Source organism: Streptomyces sp. NPDC054047 (assembly GCF_055585065.1).
The window spans coordinates 131,260-149,450 of sequence record NZ_JBVJKV010000017.1 but is presented as its reverse complement, the minus strand read 5'-3'; the positions used below and the strand labels follow the sequence as shown (position 1 = coordinate 149,450).

Below are 18,191 nucleotides of genomic sequence, written 5' to 3'. Positions count from 1 at the left end.
GCCTCCATGTCCTCGCCGTCCTCGCTGCTGCACTGGACCCGCCGCATGATCGAGATCCGCAAACAGAACCCCGCCTTCGGACTCGGCTCGTACACCGAGCTCGTCTCCTCCAATCCCGCCGTTCTCGCCTTTCTGCGGGAGTACAAGGACGACCTGGTCCTGTGCGTGCACAACTTCTCGCGCTTCGCGCAGCCCACCGAACTCGACCTCCAGGCCTTCAACGGCAGGCACCCCGTCGAACTCGTCGGCGGGGTGCGCTTCCCGGCCATCGGCGAGCTGCCCTATCTCCTCACTCTCGCCGGACACGGCTCCTACTGGTTCCGGCTCTGCGCAAGAGCGCCTCGGACCGTGCGTTCTTCAACGTGATCGGACGTGACGTCATGTCTTCGCCTCTGTTGCTGTCGTACGACATCAAGCCCCACCCCATCGCAAGCCCGACGCTGGCGGCCCTGCTCAGCCGCTGGCTGCCGCGGCAGCGCTGGTTCGCCCACCAGGAGCGGGCCGTCACCGGCGTCTCGGTGGCGGCCGCCACCGAGCTGGCCCCCGACTGCTTCCACCTGCTGGTACGGGTCGAACAGGCCGGGCTCCCCCAGGACACCGCCTGCTATCAACTGCTGCTGGGTGCCGTCACCGATCTGCCGCCGCGCCTGCAGGGCTGTCTCCTGGGCCGGATGGAAGGCTCGGACGGCCGGGACCTCTTTGTCTACGACGCGGTGCACGACTCGCGGGCGACGATCCTGCTCCTCGACCGGATACGCCGGGGCGGCGTCATGGGGACGCTGCGCTTCGAGTCCTTCCCCCGCTCGGCGGTTCCCGCCGGGCTCATGCCGCGCGTCCTGGAGGCCGAGCAGTCGAACACGTCCATCGTGTACGGCGACGAGATCATCCTGAAGCTGTTCCGGCGCGTGCAGCCCGGCATCAACCCCGACCTGGAGATTCCGGGGGTGCTGGCCCGGCACGGGTACAGCCGCGTGCCGACACCCGTGGCCTGGTTCCACACCTCCCAGCCGTTCTGGGGCACGTTGGGCGTCGTGCAGCGCTTCCTCTCCGGAGCGACGGACGGCTGGACCCTGGCCCTGGATTCGGCGCTCGTACAAGGCGACTTCTCCGATCAGGCGCGGGAACTGGGCCGGGCGACGGGCGAGTTGCATGTGGCGCTCGCCGAATCGTTTCCGGTGGGCGATCCGCCCGCGGACCACCACACACACCTGGCCGACGCGATGACACACCGGTTGCTGGACGCGGCGGCCACCGTGCCGGCCCTGCGCTCGCACGTGGCAGGCCTGCGGGAGGTCTTCATCAGGCTCGCCACGGCGGACGGCGCCCTGCGCCTCCAGCGCATCCACGGCGATCTCCATCTGGGGCAGGTGCTGCAAGCCGACGGCCAGTGGCATGTCGTCGACTTCGAGGGAGAGCCCGCCAAACCCCTGGCGGAACGGCGCGCCGATCGCTCCCCGGTCCATGACATCGCCGGCATGCTGCGCTCCTTCGACTACGCCGCCCATGTCGAGAAGGCGGCGCGGCCGGAGTGGGCCGAGCGTTGCCGCACCGCCTTCTGCGCCGGATACAGCACGACAGGCCCCTTCGATCCGCAGGACATTCCGCTGCTGCTGCACGCGCACGAGGCGGACCGGGCGATCTACGAAGTCCTCTACGAGGCGACGCACCGCCCCGACTGGATCACCGTCCCGCTGCGGGCCGTCGCACGCCTCTCCCGTCACCACTGACCGCCCATCCACCCGTCCGCCCCGCCCGTCCGGTTCGAGGAGCAGCGCACATGGCCGTCACCGACGTGTCCCCATCCGCCGCAGCCACCACGGCGGCCGCAGCCGTCCGCGGTGCGTGCGCGGTGCCCCCACTGCACGCCGCCGATCGGGACCGGCTGCTGCGCGGCGCGCTGCACGACCCGCACGCCGTCCTCGGTGCGCATCCCATGCCCCACGGAGTACGCCTGCGCTGCCTGCGCCCCGGCGCGCAGGCGGTGTCCGTCGTCCTGGACGGCCTCGCCTGGGAGCTGCACGACGAAGGCGACGGCCTGTTCGCGGGCGGCATTCCGGCCCCGGCCCCCATGCCCTACACCCTGCGGGTGCACTACCCCGAGGCCGTCGTGGAGGTCGACGACCCCTACCGGTTCCTGCCCACCCTGGGCGAACTGGATCTGCACCTCATCTCCGAAGGCCGCCACGAGGAACTCTGGACGGCGCTCGGCGCCCATGTAGGAGCGCACCAAGGGGTTCAGGGCACCCGATTCGCCGTGTGGGCGCCGAACGCGGTCGGCGTGCGCGTCTGCGGGGACTTCTGCCACTGGGACGGCACCGCCCTGCCCATGCGGTCGCTGGGGTCATCGGGCGTGTGGGAGCTCTTCGTGCCGGGCCTGGGCGAAGGGGCGATGTACAAGTTCGAGATCACGCGAGGCGACGGGTCCCGTACGCAACGCGCTGACCCGATGGCACGCCACACGCAGACCCCGCCCGCGACGGCCTCCGTCGTCACGCGCAGCCACTACGTGTGGGGCGATGCCTCATGGATGGAGCACCGGGCCGACCGCCCGGCCCACGCGGCTCCCCTGTCCGTGTACGAGGTTCACCTCGGCTCATGGAAACCGGGATCCACCTACCGCGACCTGGCAAACGATCTGACCGCCTACGTACGGGAGTTGGGGTTCACGCACGTCGAGCTGATGCCTGTCGCCGAGCACCCCTTCGGCGGTTCCTGGGGCTACCAGGTCACCGGCTTCTACGCACCCACGGCCCGCTTCGGCACGCCCGACGACCTCAAGTTCCTGATCGACACCCTGCACCAGGCCGGCATCGGCGTCCTCCTGGACTGGGTACCCGGCCATTTCCCTCGCGACGACTGGGCGCTGGCCGCGTTCGACGGCCGGCCCCTGTACGAACCGCAGGATCCGCGGCAGGCAGAACACCCCGACTGGGGCACCCTCGTCTTCGACTACGGCCGCAAGGAGGTCCGCAACTTCCTCGTCGCCAACGCCACGTACTGGTGCCAGGAGTTCCACATCGACGGGCTCCGTGTCGACGCCGTCGCCTCCATGCTCTACCTCGACTACTCCCGCGAGGAGGGGGCCTGGTCGCCCAACGCCGACGGGGGGCGGGAGAACCTGGACGCGGTGGCCTTCCTCCAGGAGATGAACGCGACGGTCTACCGCCGCTGTCCGGGCGTGATCACCATCGCGGAGGAGTCCACCGCGTGGGACGGTGTCACCCGCCCCACGGACGAACCCGCGGCGGCCGGGCTCGGCGGCCTCGGTTTCGGGTTCAAGTGGAACATGGGCTGGTCCCACGACTCCCTGGCCTACATCGCCCACGAGCCCGTGCACCGCAAGTACCACCACGACGAGATGACGTTCTCGATGGTGTACGCCTACAGCGAGAACTACGTCCTGCCGCTGTCCCACGACGAAGTGGTGCACGGGAAACGGGCGTTGGTCGACAAGATGCCGGGTGACTGGTGGCAGCAGCGGGCCGATCACCGCGCCTATCTGGCCTACATGTGGGCACACCCGGGCAAGCAACTCCTGTTCATGGGGCAGGAGTTCGCGCAGGGCGCCGAGTGGTCGGAGCAGGAGGGGCCGCAGTGGTGGGTGCTCGAAGAGAACCACCCGGCCCACCTGGAGCACCGGGCCATCCAGCATCTCGTGGCCGATCTGAACCAGCACTACGTCGCGACGCCCGCCCTGTGGGAGCAGGACACCTCCCCGTCCGGCTTCACCTGGATCGCCGCCGACGCCGCCGAGGACAATGTCTTCGCCTTCCTCCGCCACGCCTCCGACGGCACCCCTCTGCTGGCCGTCTTCAACTTCGGTCCGGTGGTCCGCCACGGCTACCGGCTCGGTGTACCCCCTGAGGCGGGCGAAGCATGGGAAGAAGTCCTCAACACCGACGCGCTGCGCTACGGCGGCAGCGGAGTCGAGAACGATGGCCCCCTGCGGCAGGAGCCCCAACCCGGCCACGGCTTCGCCTCATCCCTCACCGTGACCCTTCCCCCCTTGGCAGCCCTCTGGCTGAGGCCGATCGGCTCCCCGTCACCGTGACGCGACCGCGCACGGCGCCCCACGCTCGTCAGGCCTGCTGCTGCGCCTCCGGGTCCTCGCCCAGGAACTCGGTGACCAGTTCGGGCGGGTTGGCGGCCCGGGTCAGCGCGAACATCTTGTCGGGGTCGAACATGTTGTAGAGGATCACCGGCAGGGGCCGCCCGAGAACGCCGACGAGCTGACCGTCCGCGTGGAGTTGGCGCGCCAGCCCCACGCAGAGCTCGTCGAACTGTTCGGCGAGCTGTTCGTCGCGCTCGTCCTGCTCCTCCTCGGAGAGGTCGTCCTCGTCCTCGTACCAAAGGCCTTGGGCGATCGCCTCTCGCCGGTGCAGATCGGCGCCGACCGGATCGTGGTCGGGGTGGTGGCCGACGATGCGGATGCCTTCGAGGCCGGACGGCGGGAAGTAGGCGTAGTTCCAGCGGGCCTCCCACGGCTCGGCCTCCCCCGTCTCCGCGAGCAGCCGGGCCACCTCGGTCTCGGTGTTGTAGCCGATCGCCAGGTACGGGTATCTCGGGTCCTGGTCGACGCTGTCGACATGGAAGGTGACGACGTAGATCTCGGGGACCGACTCCTCAGGAAACTCCGCCAGGGTGCGCAGCGCCATCTGGCCCAGGTGGTGTCGGAATGTCATCAACAGCTCTTCTCCTTGGCCGCGTCAGGGCGACGGCTCGGCGGATTCGACGGCCTCGGCAACGCGGTACGAGGCAGGGGTTACGAAGAGTAGACCGTTGGCCAAGCCCTGGCGCGTCCTTGCTCAGTCGATGACCGCGGTGGCTTCGACCTCCACCAGATGCTCGGGCACGTCCAGCGCCGCCACGCCCACCAGCGTGCCCGGCGGTACCGGAGTGACTCCCACCTTCGCGGCTGCCCGCGCGACGCCCTCTGCGAACAGAGGCATCTTGTCCGGGGTCCAGTCCACGACGTACACCGTCAGCTTCGCCACGTCGTCGAAGGAACCTCCGGCCCCCGCAAGGGCGGTGGCGACGTTGAGGTAGCACTGCTCGACCTGAGCGGCGAGGTCGCCTGCGCCGACGGTCGCTCCCTCGGCGTCCCAGGCGACCTGCCCGGCGATGAACACCAGCTTCGACCCGGTCGCGACGGACACCTGCCGGTAGGCATCGATCTTCGGCAATCCGTCGGGATTCACCAGGGTGATGGCCATGCTGTCCGTCTCCTTGTCCTGAGAGCCCAGGAGGCTCGCCTCCACCGGAGCAAGGCACTCGTGGTCTCCGGCGGTTACTGGGAAACCCTAGGAGAGCGGCCGTTGACGTGGAAGAACGCACTTTTCGGTGACTGGGTAACCGAATGGTGACCTAGGAGTTCAGAGGTTCGCGCCCACGGAAGCAGACGCTTTGCGGTGACGCCGCATGGGCCGATGACTGACGATGTCGGGATGACCCGAGCCCAACCCCGTATCCGTGTGGCTGCCTATGTGCTCCGGTACCGCGCCGTCCCCGAGGTTCTGGTGTTCGACCACGTCGGGATGCCCGATGCCGGCACCCAGATTCCCGCGGGCGGGGTCAGAACGGGCGAAGGACTGGAAGAAGCCGTCCTGCGCGAGGTCGCCGAGGAGACAGGTCTGCTCACCGGCACCGTGGTCCGGCAGATCGCGGTGGAGGACAAGCCGCACCCCGAGTCGGGAGCTCCGCGCCGCACCACGTTCTTCCTGCTGCGGGCGCCGGCAGACACCGCCGATGCCTGGCACCACCGCGTGCACGGCGACGGAGACGACGCCGGTCTTACGTTCGCGTGCCGGTTCCTGCCGCTGCCGCTGCGGCAACCGCTGGCCGACGCTCAGGACGCCTGGCTGGGTCACGTCGATCCGCGATTCACCACGGTGACGGGCGCCATCCCGTAGGCGGCACCCGTCAGGGTCGCAGGTGCTTCAGCGTGAACTCCGGCGTAGCGTAGACGCCTCCTTGTGGTGCCGAGGCGTCCACCGGAAGGTCGGCGCCCGGGATGTGTGCCGCATGTGATTCGGCGTCGTCGAGGGGTGTGTAGTCGAGCTCCGTCTTGGCCGGGAGCTCCCAGAAACGCCGGGTGTTGGCGGAGACGGCATAGACGGCGGCGAAGCGCGTGGCGGGCGGGGCGGTCAGCGCGGCCCGGATGTAGCCGACGGCGTCGCGGGGGCTCAGCCACGTCGCCAGGTGACGCGGCTCGGTGGGCGCCTGCTCGAAGCTGCCGATGCGCAGGCAGATCACCGACAGGCCGAACTTGTCCGCGTACAGCTGCCCCAGAGCCTCGAGCGCCACCTTGCTCACCCCGTACAGGCCATCGGGGCGCGGGGGATCCTGCGGGCCGGTGACGTGTCCGGTGGGGTAGCAGCCGGTCAGGCGGTTGCTGCTGGCCAGCACCACCCGCTCGATACCGGTGCGCCGCGCGGCCTCCAGGACGTGGTGGGTGCCGAGCACATTGGCTTCCAGCAGGTCGGGAAGGGGAGCCTCGTCCGGCACGCCGCCCAGGTGGAGCACACGATCGGCTCCCGCGAGCGCCGACTCCACGGCCGCCGCGTCCCGCAGGTCGACGGTGTGAGCTTGTTCGTTGTCGGCCACCGGATGGATCGGAACGCGGTCGAGCAGCACCAATCGGCTGGCTTCGCGCCGCAGCGCTTCACGCGCCACGGATCCGATGGTGCCTGCCGCGCCAGTGATGGCCACCGTACCGAGAGCCACGGCTCTCCCCCTCACACCTCGACGGTCCCTCGTTCAACCTGCAGTCGCGATGTGATCCTCCCACCGTCGGGCAGGTGGGGGCCCGGGCGAGCGGTTCCCCGGTGAACTGCCGTACGGGACACGGCTTATGGCGCGGGCCGAGGCTTCGCCTGTCGCCCGGCGGCGATGAACACGACGACGTAGTCCTCGAAGCCCTCGTGGATGCCCCATTCCTCGCGCCCCATGGTGGCTGCCTCGTAGCCGGACGCGGGAGTCCTGGCGGGAGAGCGTCAACGTTACCCTGGCGTCATGGGACCGCACGCGGCTGACGGTGGTAGATGGTCACGGGACGGAGCCTTCCCGTCCTACACGCCTTGAAGGTGCGGGGCGGCCTCGGCTGCCGTGTAGGACGAGGCGAAGGTGAACGCGCGCGGGGACGGTCCATGGGCGTTCAGGTCCGCCAGCCGCTCCAGGGCCTCGCCGACCGTCGGGTGGTGGCCGGCGGGGACCCACCAGAGCACCATGTGCGCCTGGACGTGCCGCTCGAACCATTCGCGGCGCCGCCGCATCACTTCCAGGTGCCCGCTGCGGTAGGCGAAGTCCCACAGGGCCTCCTGGCTCTCCCACACCGACAGGTTGACGATGACGTCCTCGCCCGCCGGGCGCAGGGCGGTGGCGTCGGCCGCCCCCTCCTCCACGAGCCGCCAGACGAAGCCGGGCGCGCCGTCGGCGGCGGCGTTGACCGGGTCGAGCAGCTCGACGAACGGCGCTATGCGCGGGTCGTCGAGTGGGTGGCGGAGCGTGGCGATGTTGAGTTCGGCGAGGTGGGCGGCAGGCGCGGATGCGGTCATGGCCTCATCCCAGCACGGCCCGCTTTTCTATGTCAATCATTATTGTTTTTAGAATTCTCGAGCACCACGCAGCACTCCCCCGGCCGGGCGTCCATGCGAGCGCGGACCGGACCATCCGCGCCCAACAGCCCTTCCAGCAGCGCGAGATTCATGCCGCAGACAAGGGGCGGGAAGCGCTCTGCGACGGCGTGGAAGGGGCAGTTGCGCATACGGACGACGGGCGGGGCCGTCTCGGTCGCCTCCTGGGTTCCCTCGAAGTCCTGGCCCCCAGCGGCGACTTCAGCACCTTCGACGGCTTCGATGGCTTCGGCGGCTTCCAGGTGCGGTTCGTAGCCGCGGGCGGCCAGCAGCTCCATGGCGTCTTCGAGGCCGCTGCAAGGGGCCGCGGAGCCTCGCAGTTCCTCACCTCGGCGGCGCGCGGCCGCACAGAGCCCCGTGTCGAGACCGGCCTGCTCGGCCGCCTCGGCGAGCAGCTCGGCGGCCGTGCGGTAGTCGCGGGCCGGCAGCGACACCGACCGCTCGGCCCGCGAGCGTGTGTACACCTTGGCGGGACGGCCTGCCCCCGGCCCCGAACGGCCCGTCAGGCGGCGGCTGCCGCTCTCCAGCAGTCCGGCCTCCGCCAGCCTGTCCAGGTGGTGCGCGGCCAGCGTGCGCGCCACCCCGGCCGCCTCTGCGGCCTCGTTGCGGCCGACCTCGCGGCCTTGCGCCGCCACGTACTCGTACAGGCGGCGCCGCACCGGATCCTGCAACACGGCGATCGCATCGATGTCTTCCACCTGGCCATTCTAGGAACAACACAGGTTGGAGATAGAAGGCCGGCGCCCATCAGTGCGATGCCTAGGAGATCTGTACGCGGTGGCTGTCCTTGTCGGAGAGGAACGCCGCCAACGCCGCCCCCTCCTCGGTGACCGCGCTGCGGTCGGCGCGGGAGAGGCGGACCAACGGGGTGACCGTCACGGTGCCTGCCTCCACGGTCCAGGTCGCGGCGACCCGGCCGTCGACCAGGACGAAGCGCGCGCCGGTGACCGACAGGCCGCGATGGTCGTCGTCGATGATCCGGGTGCGGTCCTGGAAGCCGAGGACCACGTTGTCGAACGCGGGCAAGAACCGCACGGGGGCGGGGGTGTCGGGGTCCGGGCGCGGCGCGTCGGACAGGTCGAGCAGCTCTCGGCCGCGCTCGTCCCGGAAGGTGACCAGCTCCCCGCGCAGCGCGGCGACGGCGGCCGGCAGTCCGGCAAGTCCGCACCAGGCACGCAGGTCGGCCGAGGCCGCCGGGCCGAACGCGGCCAGGTAGCGCCGCAGCAGCGCCTGCCCCACCGGATCGGTGCCGTCCGGGGACGCGGGGGCCGCCTCGCGCCCCAGCCAGGACGCCAGCGGGGCGTTGCGCACCCCCGCCTTCGTCCGCCACAGCCCGCGCGGCGGCAGCTGCACCACCGGGACGAGGGCCATCAGCATCTCCCCCAGCGCCCGCGGCCCCGGCGTCGGCCAGCGCTCGGCGAGCGCCCGCGCGAGTTCGGTCATCGACCGCGGTTGGCCGTCGGCCATCAACTCCCGCCCCGCTGCGGCGAGTTCGTCGAGGTCGACCCCGGCGAGCTCGCCGCGGTAGACCCCCAGGACCCGTTGGCGCAGCATGGCATCGTGCCGGGCACGCCAGGCCAGGGCGTCCTCGGCGGTGACGAGGTGGACAGTGCGGCGCATCAGGTGGGTGCGCACCACGCGCCGCTGGACGAGGGGGTCCGAGAGCTGCGCCGGGTCGAAGTCACGCAGCCGCGTCCAGAGGCCGACGAACGGCTCCTGCGGTTCCTGCGCCTGCAGGCCCCCGAGGTGTGCGACGGCATCGAGGACCGGTACGTCGGCACGCGCGAGCAGCAGCTGCCGCGCGAGCGTCGCGCGGTTGAGCGCCCGGGTGTCGAGAACGGTCATCGGGGCCCTCCAGCAGGGTGCACGGCCGACAGTGTGTACGGCACGTCCGGTGCTCGGTGCGAGACCTGGCCGCGAACCTCGTGATCGGTGTCGTCGGCCTGTCCGAACCTCATGGCGCCAAGGCGGTCGGGGCCGCTGACCTGCTCCCCTGTCCGCCCTGGCTCGCATGTCTTCACGGTGATGCCGTTCCTTTCGATTTCACGATGATGCCGTTCCCTGCGGTTTCGTGCCGAGCCGGACGGGTGGCGGTCGCGGGTCGTGGTGGTTCTCAGGCGATGCGAGCAGCCGCCCGATGCGTCTTCAGCTCGCCTTCCGGCCGTCGAGCGTCTCGCGCAGGATGTCCGCGTGCCCTGCGTGCTGGGCGGTCTCGGCGATGACGTGCATCAGCACCCCACGCACACTGCGTACCGCTCCCGGCTCGTGCCAGGGGGCCTCGGGCAGCGGGTACGTCGCCGAGAGGTCGGGTACGGAGGCGATGATCTCCTCACTGCGGGCGGCGACCTCCTCGTAGCGTGCGACGATCCCGGCCAGCGTTTCGCCGGGCAGCATCCGGAAGCCGTTCTGGTGGTCGATCGCCCACTGGGGGAATTCGCGGGCGGTACTGGCCGCGAGGTCGTCCCAGGTGACGCCGTCGGGCAGGTCGTATCGCAGCGCCGAGGGGCCGTCGACGGCGAAGCGCAGCCAGCCTTCCTCGATGGACGCCACGTGCTTGATGAGGCCGCCCAGGCACAGGGCGCTGGCGGTCGGCTGCCCGCCCGCCTGCTCGTCGCTCAGTCCGCGCACGGTGCTGGTCAGGGCCGTTCGCACGGCCGCGAGCCCGGTGAGCAGGTCGGCGCGCTCGGCGTCGAGAGGCGAGGCGTGCGTGGTCGCGGTGTTCTTGGACGTGGGCGTGGTGGTCACGGTGATGGAGCCTTTCGGTCGTTCTCGTTGTCGGGCACCACCGACTCTCGCAAGAGAAGCGGTCAGGTTGTGGCCGCTTCTTGCGGCACCATGAAGTCATGCCGAAGACCTCAGGGCGCCTGCTCGCGCTGCTCTCCCTGCTCCAGGCGCGCCGTGACTGGCCGGGGGCGCTGCTGGCGGAGCGGCTTGACATCAGCCCGCGCACCGTGCGCCGTGACGTCGACCGCCTGCGCGAGCTCGGATATCCCGTCGTCGCGATCAAGGGGCCCGACGGGGGCTACCGGCTGGATGCGGGCCCGGAACTGCCCCCGTTGCTCTTCGACGACGAGCAGGCCGTCGCGCTGGCGGTCGCGCTCCAGATCGCCACCGGCAGCGGCGCGGGCATCGAGGAGGCCGCGGCGCGTGCGCTGACCACCGTGCGGCAGGTGATGCCCGCCCGGCTGCGCCACCGCATCGACACCCTTCAGGTGACCGCCGTCGAGCGGCCTTCGGCCCGGCCCCACCCGCAGGTCGACGGTCACGTGCTCGTGGCGCTCAGCGCCGCCGTGCACGCCCGCGAAGTGCTGCGCTTCGACTACGCCCGGGTGTCCCCGCCGGAGACCGGCGACAACGACCACGCCGACCCCCCTCCGCGCCGGGTACAGCCCCACCACCTCGTCACCTGGGGCGGGCGCTGGTATCTCGTCGCGTGGGACCTCGACCGCGAGGACTGGCGCACCTTCCGCGCGGACCGGATCACCCCGCGTGTCCCCACGGGGCCGCGCTTCACCCCGCGCGAGGTGCCCGGGGGCGAGGTGGCCGCCTTCGTCGCCGGCCGGTTCCAGGGCTTCGACGGCACGGGCGACTGGCCCTGCCGCGGCGAGGTGATCCTCGATCTGCCCGCGGCCGACGTGTCCCGCTACTCCCGCGAGGGGCTCGTCGAGGCACTCGGCCCCCACCGCTGCCGCCTCGTCCTGGGCTCGTGGTCCTGGCCCGGTCTGGCCGCCGCCATCGGCAGGTTCGACGCCGACATCGAGGTCGTCGGCCCCCGTGAACTCAAGGACGCCTTCGCGCACTTGGCCCGCCGCTACGCCGACGCCGCCAGGAGCGGTGCCGCCAGGGCTTGAGGGTGTCCTGGGCGAGCCAGCGACGCACGGTGGAGGTCGACACGAACCTGGTGATGTCTAGCGCCATGGCCTCGCGGGCCAGCTCCGGGCACGACCAATGTGACAGTGGCGCGTCGGCCTCGAAGGGAAGCCGACGGGCCAGGGCCTTGGCCTGGGCGACCTGCAAGGCGGTGAAGCGGGGCGGACGGCCGGAGCGCTTGCGGTCGGCTAGCCCAGTGAGTCCCAGCGCAGCGAATCGGTTTCGCCAGGTCCGCACGGTGTCCAGGTGTAATCCGGTCTCACGGACGATGCGCGCGTCGGAGCGCCCACGCGCCGCGTGCAGGACCACTTGAGCCCGCATACGCAGCCGGTGCTCGGTCTTTTGACCGTAGGCCATCCTCTTCAGCCGCTCTCGCTCGACGGGGGTCGGGGCTATCGCACGGGCCCGGGCAACAGACAAGACAGGCAGGCCAATCTGTGTCATACCTCCACCCGGGAGGACACGCTGCCGCTGCTCGCCGCCTCTTGCCCGGGACCGCCGAACTTGGAGTACGGGCTGTCAGTCGGTGCGGAAGCCGGACATCACCGAGGCCGGGTAGCGGCTGCCTGCGGAGCCCTGGGGGAGGACCTCCCGGATACGGGCCAGGTCGGCCTCGGTGAGTTCTACGTCGGTGGCGCCGACGTTCTCCTCCAGACGTGTGGTGCTGCGGGTGCCCGGGATCGGGACGACATCCTCGCCCTGGGCGAGCAGCCAGGCCAGGGCGAGCTGGGCGGGGGTGGTGCCCTTGGTGGCGGCGAGCTTTCGGAGCTGCTCGGCGGCGTTCAGGTTGTAGGCGTAGTTCTCGCCCTGCCAGCGCTCGTCCCAGCGGCGCATGTCGTCCTCGGGATACTCGGCGGCGGTCTTGACCACACCGGAGAGGAAGCCGCGGCCGAGCGGCGAGTACGGCACCAGGCCGATCCCCAACTCCCGCAGGATCGGCAGGATCTCGTCCTCTACCTCGCGTTCGAAGATCGAGTACTCGTACTGAAGGGCTGTGACCTGGGTGACGGCGTGGGCGCGGCGGATGTACTGGGGGCCTACGTTACTCAGGCCGAAGTACTGCACCTTGCCTTCGGTGATCAGGTCACCGACAGTGCCGGCGACCTCCTCGGCCGGTACGTCGGGGTCGGAGATGTGCTGGTAGAAGAGGTCGATGCGGTCGGTCTGGAGGTAGCGGAGGCTGTTCTCGGCGACCTTGCGGATGTTCTCGGGGCGGCTGTTGACGCCGCTCCCCGGCGTCTCGCTGGCCATGTCGAAGCCGAACTTGGTGGCCAGGACGACCTCGTCGCGAAAGTTCTTGACTGCGTTGCCGAGCAGGGTCTCGTTGCTGCCGGTGCCTTGGCCGTACAACTCGGCAGTGTCGAAGAAGTCGACTCCGAGTTCGTGGGCGCGGTGAATGGTGGAGGTGCCGTCCTCGTCGTTCGAGGGGCCGTAGGCCATGGACATCCCCATCACGCCCAGTCCGAGCGCGGAGACGCGCAGTCCCCGCTGTCCCAGGGTGCGGTGCTGCATGAGATCGCTCCTCGTGTCGTGTCGGCAGTCGGCCGACCAAACCGAACTGTTCGGTGTGAACCTACGCCTGTCCGGAGCGCTGCGCAAAACCGAACGGTTCGGCCGCCTATCCTGGACTCATGTCACGCTCCACCAGCCCCGGCCAGACCTCGGACGCCACCACCGCGGGCGAGTCCGCCGACTCCACGCGCCAGCGGATCGTCGCCGCAGCCAAGGAGGAGTTCGCCCGGCACGGGATCGCCGGCGCCCGCGTGGACCGCATCGCCAAGCAGGCCAGGACGAGCAAGGAACGTGTCTACGCCTACTTCCGCAGCAAGGAAGCCCTTTACGCGCACGTCGCCGAACGCGAGACGACCGCACTCGTCGAGGCGACGCAGCTGGATCCGGCCGACCTGCCCGGTTACGCCGGCATCCTTTTCGACCACTTCGCGGCGCGCCCTGACCACTACCGCCTGATCACGTGGGGCCGCCTGGAACTAGCCGAGTCCGCAGGCAACACCACCAGCCGCCTCCAGGCCACGATCGCCGGCAAGCTGGACAAACTTCGCGACGCTCAGCGCACCGGGCTGCTCGACCCGGTCTGGGACCCGGTCGACATCCTTGCCCTGATCAACCAGATCGCCATGACCTGGGCAGGGCAGCCCGAGATCGCCGCCGCTGCCGCAGAGCAGGCCGTGGACCCCTCCATCACCGCCCGCCGCGCCGCACTGGTGACCGCCGTCGAGCGCATGTTCCCTCGCCCGGACTGAGGCCAACGCCCAAACCGTCGGGTTTGACGCACACCTCCGGGTGTGTCCGTCGAAGATGACCTGGTGGACGAACGCGCGGTCCGCCGCCGCGGGAGTGATGACGTCGAGCCCGCGGCCAGCCAGACGGTCGGTGATGGCGGTGGCCATACGGATGGCGGTAGCAGCCCTCGTCAACGGCTGTGCCAGCCAGGAGCTCGGCGATACTCGACAGACACGCCCGTCCCGAGGTCAACCCCCGAAGGACTTCCAGAGCCGACCACTTAGCGGCCGCCACCGGCCCTCAGCGGGCTTCCGTCAGGCGCTTGGGGTACGGCAGCCGCGAGATCGCGGCGGCGACCGCGAGCCCGAGGGTGACGCCGACGGCGGCGGCCAGGGTCTGCGCCCACGCCGCGTCGAGGGAGCCGGGCAGGACGGCGCCGGTGAGCCGGCTCGCGCCGAACAGGACGACCACGGAGGCCAGGGCGGCGGGCCAGCGGTGTCGCACCTCTTCGGCGATGTCGTCGACGGCGTTCACGACGACCACCAGGGCCATGAGATGGGAGCCGCCGGACTCATCGTCCCACCCGGTCGCGGTGACCCCGGCGCCGACGGCGAGCACCGCCAGCCAGATCCCCACCAGCCGTCCGTAGGGCGTGGGTTGGGTGCGTCCGGCATCACGCGGGAGCCAGAAGAACCGCCTGACGCGCGGGTTGACCCTGTACTTGTCCATGGACCGCGCCCCGTTCCCCCGTGGCCGGCTCCGCCGGCGCTCGACAACAAGACACGCGAGAGCACGCCATGGTTGTGGAGCGCCCCTGCCCAGCACCGCGGGGGACGCTGGGCAGGGGCGGCGGGGTCCGTCGTCCGCGCCGCTTTACTTGTTGGGATCCCGGAAGCGGCCGAACGCCTTCGTGAGGGCGCTCAGCGGCGATCCGTCCGCCTTGACGTGCCCCGGCGAGGCCGATCGCGGCACACCGTCGCCGCCGGTCACTTCAGCCAGGGCGACCTGCGCCGCCTCGGCCGCCTGCTGGTACAGGTCCCGGGAGTTGGTCATGGCCTCGAGCGCCTCGGCGTACTTGGTGACCATGCCCTGGGCGTGGGCCAGCTCCTCGTCCGGCGTGAGCAGATGCCAGCCCTGGCGCAGCTGGGTCAGGGCCCGCTCGGCCTCGGCCGGCATCGGTTGCGGCAGCGTGGCGAACTCCTTGATCCTGTCGAGGAGTTCGGTCGGCTCCGAGCCGTCCAGGAAGACGCTGCGCACCGTGAAACGGTCCGCGTCGTAATCGGCGCTCTGCGGCACCATGGGCAGGACGACGGCGCCGCCACGCGGCATCCGCACGCTCAGCTCCCGCTTCATCGCGAAGTCGGCGATCTGTGCCTGCTCCGGCGTACCCCGGTGTTCGATCACCCGGTGGCGCAGACTGGGCGGCAGGAACGCGGAGAGCGGCCGCTGCCCGATCGCCTCCGGCGTCATCGCCTCGTGCACCACGATGTGGATGTACCAGCTCTGACGGGTGCAGTCCCGCAGCAGGTGGCGCAGTTCGTCGTCGTCCTTGGGCAGGTAGTTCGTCGTCCGCAGACGCACGCCCGGCACCGTGTCGTGGTCCCAGGCGACGCGGTCGCTGTCGGGCCAGAACATGAGGGCGGGTGAGGGCCAGCGGGCGTCCCACGCCTGCTCCGCCTCGGCGGCGAGCACCCAGGTGACGCCCTCGCCTTCCTTCCGGCGGGCCTCGGTGTCGTACAGGGTCAGCTGTGCGCGCACCGTGACGTCGTCGGCCACGCGCCAGCGGGCCTCGAAGAGGCGGCGGGCCGACGGGCCGGGGTCGGCGGACTCGTCCCGCGGGTGCAGGACGGTGGAGCGGGCCGCCTCGACGGGGTCGAGGTCCAGGAAGTCGTCGAGCACCCCGGCCGCCTTGAGGGCGATCAGGTTGCGCCGGACGTCCTGCTCGGGCTCGGGCCCGAGGTGGCGCCCGCGCCCCAGCCACGCGGTGTCGGGGACGGTGGTCGAGGAGCTGCTTTTCTTCGCCATGAATTCGTTCTGTGAGTGGTCGGGGCCCGACCAGTATGGCCCGTGGACCTGGCGAGGGAAGCGGTACCCCGCCTTCGGCTTCACCACGCCGGACGGACCCTACCTAGAGGCATCAAGCCGCTCCGATCCAGCCATCACCGGTCAAACAGGGACGGCCGCATCGCTGCCTGGTCCGGCCGGTGGGAGCGGCCCACCCTGGTCGACGGTGCCGGGCAGCACCTAGCGATCACAGGGCCCAACGAGCTCGGTGGGGATGGGCAACGGTGTGGGCGGTGCGGGGGCTGGGAGCGCATCGTCGGCCCTGCCATGGCGCCGGCCGGGCACGCCTGGGACGCGGGAAACACGAAATCGGCAGCGCGCGGACCGATGAGTCCTCGTGCGACACGCTGTCTGAAGAGAGGGTGGGACGAACACGTCCCCTGGCCAGGAGAGTGGTGCGCGATGAGGTTGGTACTACAGGAGTTCCTGTCGCTGGACGGCGTCTACCAAGGCCCGGGGGCGCCGGACGAGGACACCAGCGACGGATTCACCCGGGGCGGCTGGTTCGTGCCGCACCTGGACGAGGAGTTCGAACGCCTGGCCGCCACCTGGCTCGGCCGGGCGGACGCGTTCCTGTTCGGCCGCCGTACGTACCTGAACTTCGCGCGCGACTGGCCGAAGATGACCGAGCACCCGGCCGCCGCCGTCTTGAACGGCCTGCCGAAGTACGTGGCCTCCCACAGTCTGACCACGGCCGAGTGGGACCCGACCACGATCCTGTCCGGTGACATCCCCGACCAGGTCGCCGAGCTGAAGCGCCGGACCGGCCGCGAGCTGCAGATCCACGGCAGCGGCCGGCTCGGCCAGTCCCTGCTGGCCGCCGGGCTGGTCGACGAACTGCGCCTCGCGATCGCCCCCGTGATCGTGGGCAGCGGCCGCCGCCTGTTCCCCGACGGCGGTGCGCCCGCCGGGCTGCGGCTCCTGAGCAACGAGACGACACCGGGCGGGCTGGCGATTCACGTCTACGAGTCGACGGGGCGTCCGGAGTACGGGACGTACGGGGCCGACGCGTAGGCACGGCTGCTGCCCCCGGCCGAAGACCGGCCGGGGAATCAGCCGCCGCGCTTGAGGCGTACGACGACGGGGGCGCCGAAGGGGTCGCCGGACTGGTTGACCTGGACGTGTCCGGCGCCCAGCCACTGGTCGGTGCCCGGCACCCGGTGGATCTCCTTCAGCCACAGCGACTGGTCGGAGCCCTTGCGGGCACCGGTCGACAGGGGCAGTCGGTGCCGCTTGATCTTCACGCACCGGCCGTCGTCGGTCACGTACCAGTTCCCGTCGAGGAACAGGCCCCTCTCGTCCTGGCCCATCGGGGTCCGCAGGGCGCATCCGCCGGGCACGTCCTCCTGCTCCACCCACTTCGAGCCGTCCCAGCGGAGCCGGATGAACTCGTCCGCGGGTTCGTTCTCGACCTCGCCGTGGTTGAAGGAGTTGCTGCCGTACGCGCGCACTTCACCGCTGTCCAGCGCGAAGACCTGGCCGAGGCCTGCGCTGGGCTCCGGCGGGACGGGCTCCGCGAAGCGGGCCTGCAGAGTGTCCACCGCCTTCCAGGACGTGCCGTCCCAGTGCATCGAGGCGGGCTGGCTGTATCCCTCGCCGCTGTCCCCCAGTTCGGTGCCGGGGCCGGTCGAGCGGCTGCCGACCGCCCAGACGTCGTCCGGTCCCACCACGGCGAGGTCGGAGGCCGTATGGGGCAGCCGGGTGGTGGTCCAACGGGTGCCGTCCCAGTGCTGGGCGCTCTGCTCGCCGTCCAGGGCCCAGACGTCGTCGGGGCCCGAGGCGTTCAGCTCCCCCACGCTGCCAGGCGGGGGACTCGGCAGCGCGGACCAGCGGGTGCCGTCCCACTGCGCCCAGCGGTTCCTGGCGTTGGCGTCTTCGGAGGTCTGCGGCCGCAGCCACAGGGCTTTGTCACCGACCTCTTCGAGCAAGGGCGGGTAGAGGCCTGCTCCGAGAGCTTCGGGAAGAGGCTCGCGCTTCCACCGCGTACCGTCGTAGTGCAGCAGGTGGGCGTTGGACGCGCCGTTGTTCTCGGTCCCCACCGCCCAGATGTCGTCCTGGGCCAGGACGGCGACATCGGTGAGCTCTCCGCTGAAGTCCGCGATGTGCTCGAACTCCCAAGTGAGAGAGCCCGCAGAGCCCTTGGCCGGGCCCTCCTTGCCGTCCGCGCCTTCCTTGCCGGTGGAGCCCGTGGCCCGGGAGCCGGTCGGCTCGGAGTCCGTGCCGCACCCCGCAGCCGTGAACACCGTGACCAGTACGGCGACGGCGGCCGTCACTGCCCCGTGCCTGATTTCCGCAGCCCTGCGAATGATCGCTCCCCCTCGTGGCACCTCGGCGAGCGGGCAGCCTATCCGGTCGCTTGCAGCGCGTGCCCCGATGGTGAGGGGC

The 18,191-nt window shown here is 70.7% G+C and carries 19 protein-coding genes; 7 read left to right on the top strand and 12 right to left on the bottom strand.

Features of this window, described 5'->3' with window-relative positions:
- The 3 genes from ACZ6ZP_RS40795 to glgB form a co-directional block, all read left to right on the top strand.
- The coding region (locus tag ACZ6ZP_RS40795; protein WP_383826821.1) for an alpha-glucosidase C-terminal domain-containing protein at positions 1 to 366 on the top strand (366 nt) is incomplete at its 5' end.
- Positions 367 to 380: 14 nt separating this feature from the next.
- A complete protein-coding gene (locus ACZ6ZP_RS40790; protein WP_361471031.1) occupies positions 381 to 1,727 on the top strand; it encodes a maltokinase N-terminal cap-like domain-containing protein in 1,347 nt (448 codons plus the stop codon).
- Positions 1,676 to 4,051, top strand: coding sequence for a 1,4-alpha-glucan branching enzyme (gene glgB, locus ACZ6ZP_RS40785; RefSeq protein ID WP_469410412.1), 2,376 nt, complete (start codon positions 1,676 to 1,678; stop codon positions 4,049 to 4,051). Before ACZ6ZP_RS40790 ends, glgB begins: the two co-directional genes overlap by 52 nt.
- Positions 4,052 to 4,079: 28 nt before the next feature.
- Here the strand turns inward: glgB and ACZ6ZP_RS40780 are convergent, their stop codons facing one another.
- Positions 4,080 to 4,682 carry a hypothetical protein gene (locus tag ACZ6ZP_RS40780; protein ID WP_469410404.1) on the bottom strand — a complete coding sequence of 201 codons (603 nt, stop codon included), beginning with the start codon at positions 4,680 to 4,682 and terminating at the stop codon, positions 4,080 to 4,082.
- A 123-nt stretch (positions 4,683 to 4,805) separates the two neighbouring features.
- Entirely contained in the window at positions 4,806 to 5,213 is a 408-nt protein-coding gene (locus tag ACZ6ZP_RS40775; protein WP_366463274.1) for a RidA family protein, read from the bottom strand.
- A gap of 231 nt (positions 5,214 to 5,444) precedes the next feature.
- Here ACZ6ZP_RS40775 and ACZ6ZP_RS40770 point away from each other — a divergent pair, with 231 nt between their 5' ends.
- The gene (locus tag ACZ6ZP_RS40770) at positions 5,445 to 5,909 is read left to right on the top strand and encodes an NUDIX hydrolase (RefSeq protein ID WP_469410403.1); all 465 of its coding nucleotides are present in this window, start codon (positions 5,445 to 5,447) and stop codon (positions 5,907 to 5,909) included.
- A gap of 10 nt (positions 5,910 to 5,919) precedes the next feature.
- Here ACZ6ZP_RS40770 and ACZ6ZP_RS40765 read toward each other — a convergent pair whose 3' ends face one another.
- The 5 genes from ACZ6ZP_RS40765 to ACZ6ZP_RS40745 form a co-directional block, all read right to left on the bottom strand.
- Entirely contained in the window at positions 5,920 to 6,708 is a 789-nt protein-coding gene (locus ACZ6ZP_RS40765; protein WP_366463279.1) for an NAD-dependent epimerase/dehydratase family protein, read from the bottom strand.
- Between the two features lie 359 nt (positions 6,709 to 7,067).
- Positions 7,068 to 7,553 carry a DUF3291 domain-containing protein gene (locus tag ACZ6ZP_RS40760; protein WP_366463273.1) on the bottom strand — a complete coding sequence of 162 codons (486 nt, stop codon included), beginning with the start codon at positions 7,551 to 7,553 and terminating at the stop codon, positions 7,068 to 7,070.
- Between the two features lie 32 nt (positions 7,554 to 7,585).
- The gene (locus ACZ6ZP_RS40755; protein ID WP_366463272.1) at positions 7,586 to 8,329 is read right to left on the bottom strand and encodes a helix-turn-helix transcriptional regulator; all 744 of its coding nucleotides are present in this window, start codon (positions 8,327 to 8,329) and stop codon (positions 7,586 to 7,588) included.
- Positions 8,330 to 8,390: 61 nt separating this feature from the next.
- Entirely contained in the window at positions 8,391 to 9,476 is a 1,086-nt protein-coding gene (locus ACZ6ZP_RS40750) for a winged helix DNA-binding domain-containing protein (RefSeq protein ID WP_366463271.1), read from the bottom strand.
- A 300-nt stretch (positions 9,477 to 9,776) separates the two neighbouring features.
- On the bottom strand, positions 9,777 to 10,376 hold the full coding sequence (locus tag ACZ6ZP_RS40745) for a DinB family protein (protein WP_469410402.1): 600 nt from the start codon (positions 10,374 to 10,376) through the stop codon (positions 9,777 to 9,779).
- Between the two features lie 98 nt (positions 10,377 to 10,474).
- On the opposite strand from ACZ6ZP_RS40745, the gene ACZ6ZP_RS40740 reads away from it, so the two are divergent.
- Positions 10,475 to 11,482, top strand: coding sequence for a helix-turn-helix transcriptional regulator (locus ACZ6ZP_RS40740; RefSeq protein WP_351167949.1), 1,008 nt, complete (start codon positions 10,475 to 10,477; stop codon positions 11,480 to 11,482).
- Here the strand turns inward: ACZ6ZP_RS40740 and ACZ6ZP_RS40735 are convergent.
- On the bottom strand, positions 11,412 to 11,822 hold the full coding sequence (locus tag ACZ6ZP_RS40735) for a helix-turn-helix domain-containing protein (protein ID WP_366463277.1): 411 nt from the start codon (positions 11,820 to 11,822) through the stop codon (positions 11,412 to 11,414). The two genes, ACZ6ZP_RS40740 and ACZ6ZP_RS40735, sit on opposite strands and share 71 nt — an antisense overlap.
- Positions 11,823 to 12,020: 198 nt before the next feature.
- Positions 12,021 to 13,013 (bottom strand): aldo/keto reductase, encoded by a 993-nt coding sequence (locus ACZ6ZP_RS40730; protein ID WP_383826852.1) that lies wholly within the window; start codon positions 13,011 to 13,013, stop codon positions 12,021 to 12,023.
- Between the two features lie 119 nt (positions 13,014 to 13,132).
- On the opposite strand from ACZ6ZP_RS40730, the gene ACZ6ZP_RS40725 reads away from it, so the two are divergent.
- Complete coding sequence (locus ACZ6ZP_RS40725) at positions 13,133 to 13,762, top strand: TetR/AcrR family transcriptional regulator (protein WP_351167955.1); 630 nt, start codon at positions 13,133 to 13,135, stop codon at positions 13,760 to 13,762.
- 280 nt (positions 13,763 to 14,042) lie between these two features.
- On the opposite strand, the gene ACZ6ZP_RS40720 is transcribed toward ACZ6ZP_RS40725, so the two are convergent.
- Positions 14,043 to 14,471, bottom strand: coding sequence for a hypothetical protein (locus tag ACZ6ZP_RS40720; protein WP_469410401.1), 429 nt, complete (start codon positions 14,469 to 14,471; stop codon positions 14,043 to 14,045).
- A 144-nt stretch (positions 14,472 to 14,615) separates the two neighbouring features.
- Positions 14,616 to 15,767 carry a hypothetical protein gene (locus tag ACZ6ZP_RS40715; RefSeq protein ID WP_351167959.1) on the bottom strand — a complete coding sequence of 384 codons (1,152 nt, stop codon included), beginning with the start codon at positions 15,765 to 15,767 and terminating at the stop codon, positions 14,616 to 14,618.
- A gap of 441 nt (positions 15,768 to 16,208) precedes the next feature.
- Here ACZ6ZP_RS40715 and ACZ6ZP_RS40710 point away from each other — a divergent pair, with 441 nt between their 5' ends.
- Complete coding sequence (locus ACZ6ZP_RS40710; protein WP_366463267.1) at positions 16,209 to 16,820, top strand: dihydrofolate reductase family protein; 612 nt, start codon at positions 16,209 to 16,211, stop codon at positions 16,818 to 16,820.
- A 38-nt stretch (positions 16,821 to 16,858) separates the two neighbouring features.
- On the opposite strand, the gene ACZ6ZP_RS40705 is transcribed toward ACZ6ZP_RS40710, so the two are convergent.
- Positions 16,859 to 18,079, bottom strand: coding sequence for a hypothetical protein (locus tag ACZ6ZP_RS40705; RefSeq protein ID WP_469410400.1), 1,221 nt, complete (start codon positions 18,077 to 18,079; stop codon positions 16,859 to 16,861).
- Positions 18,080 to 18,191 lie beyond the last annotated feature (112 nt).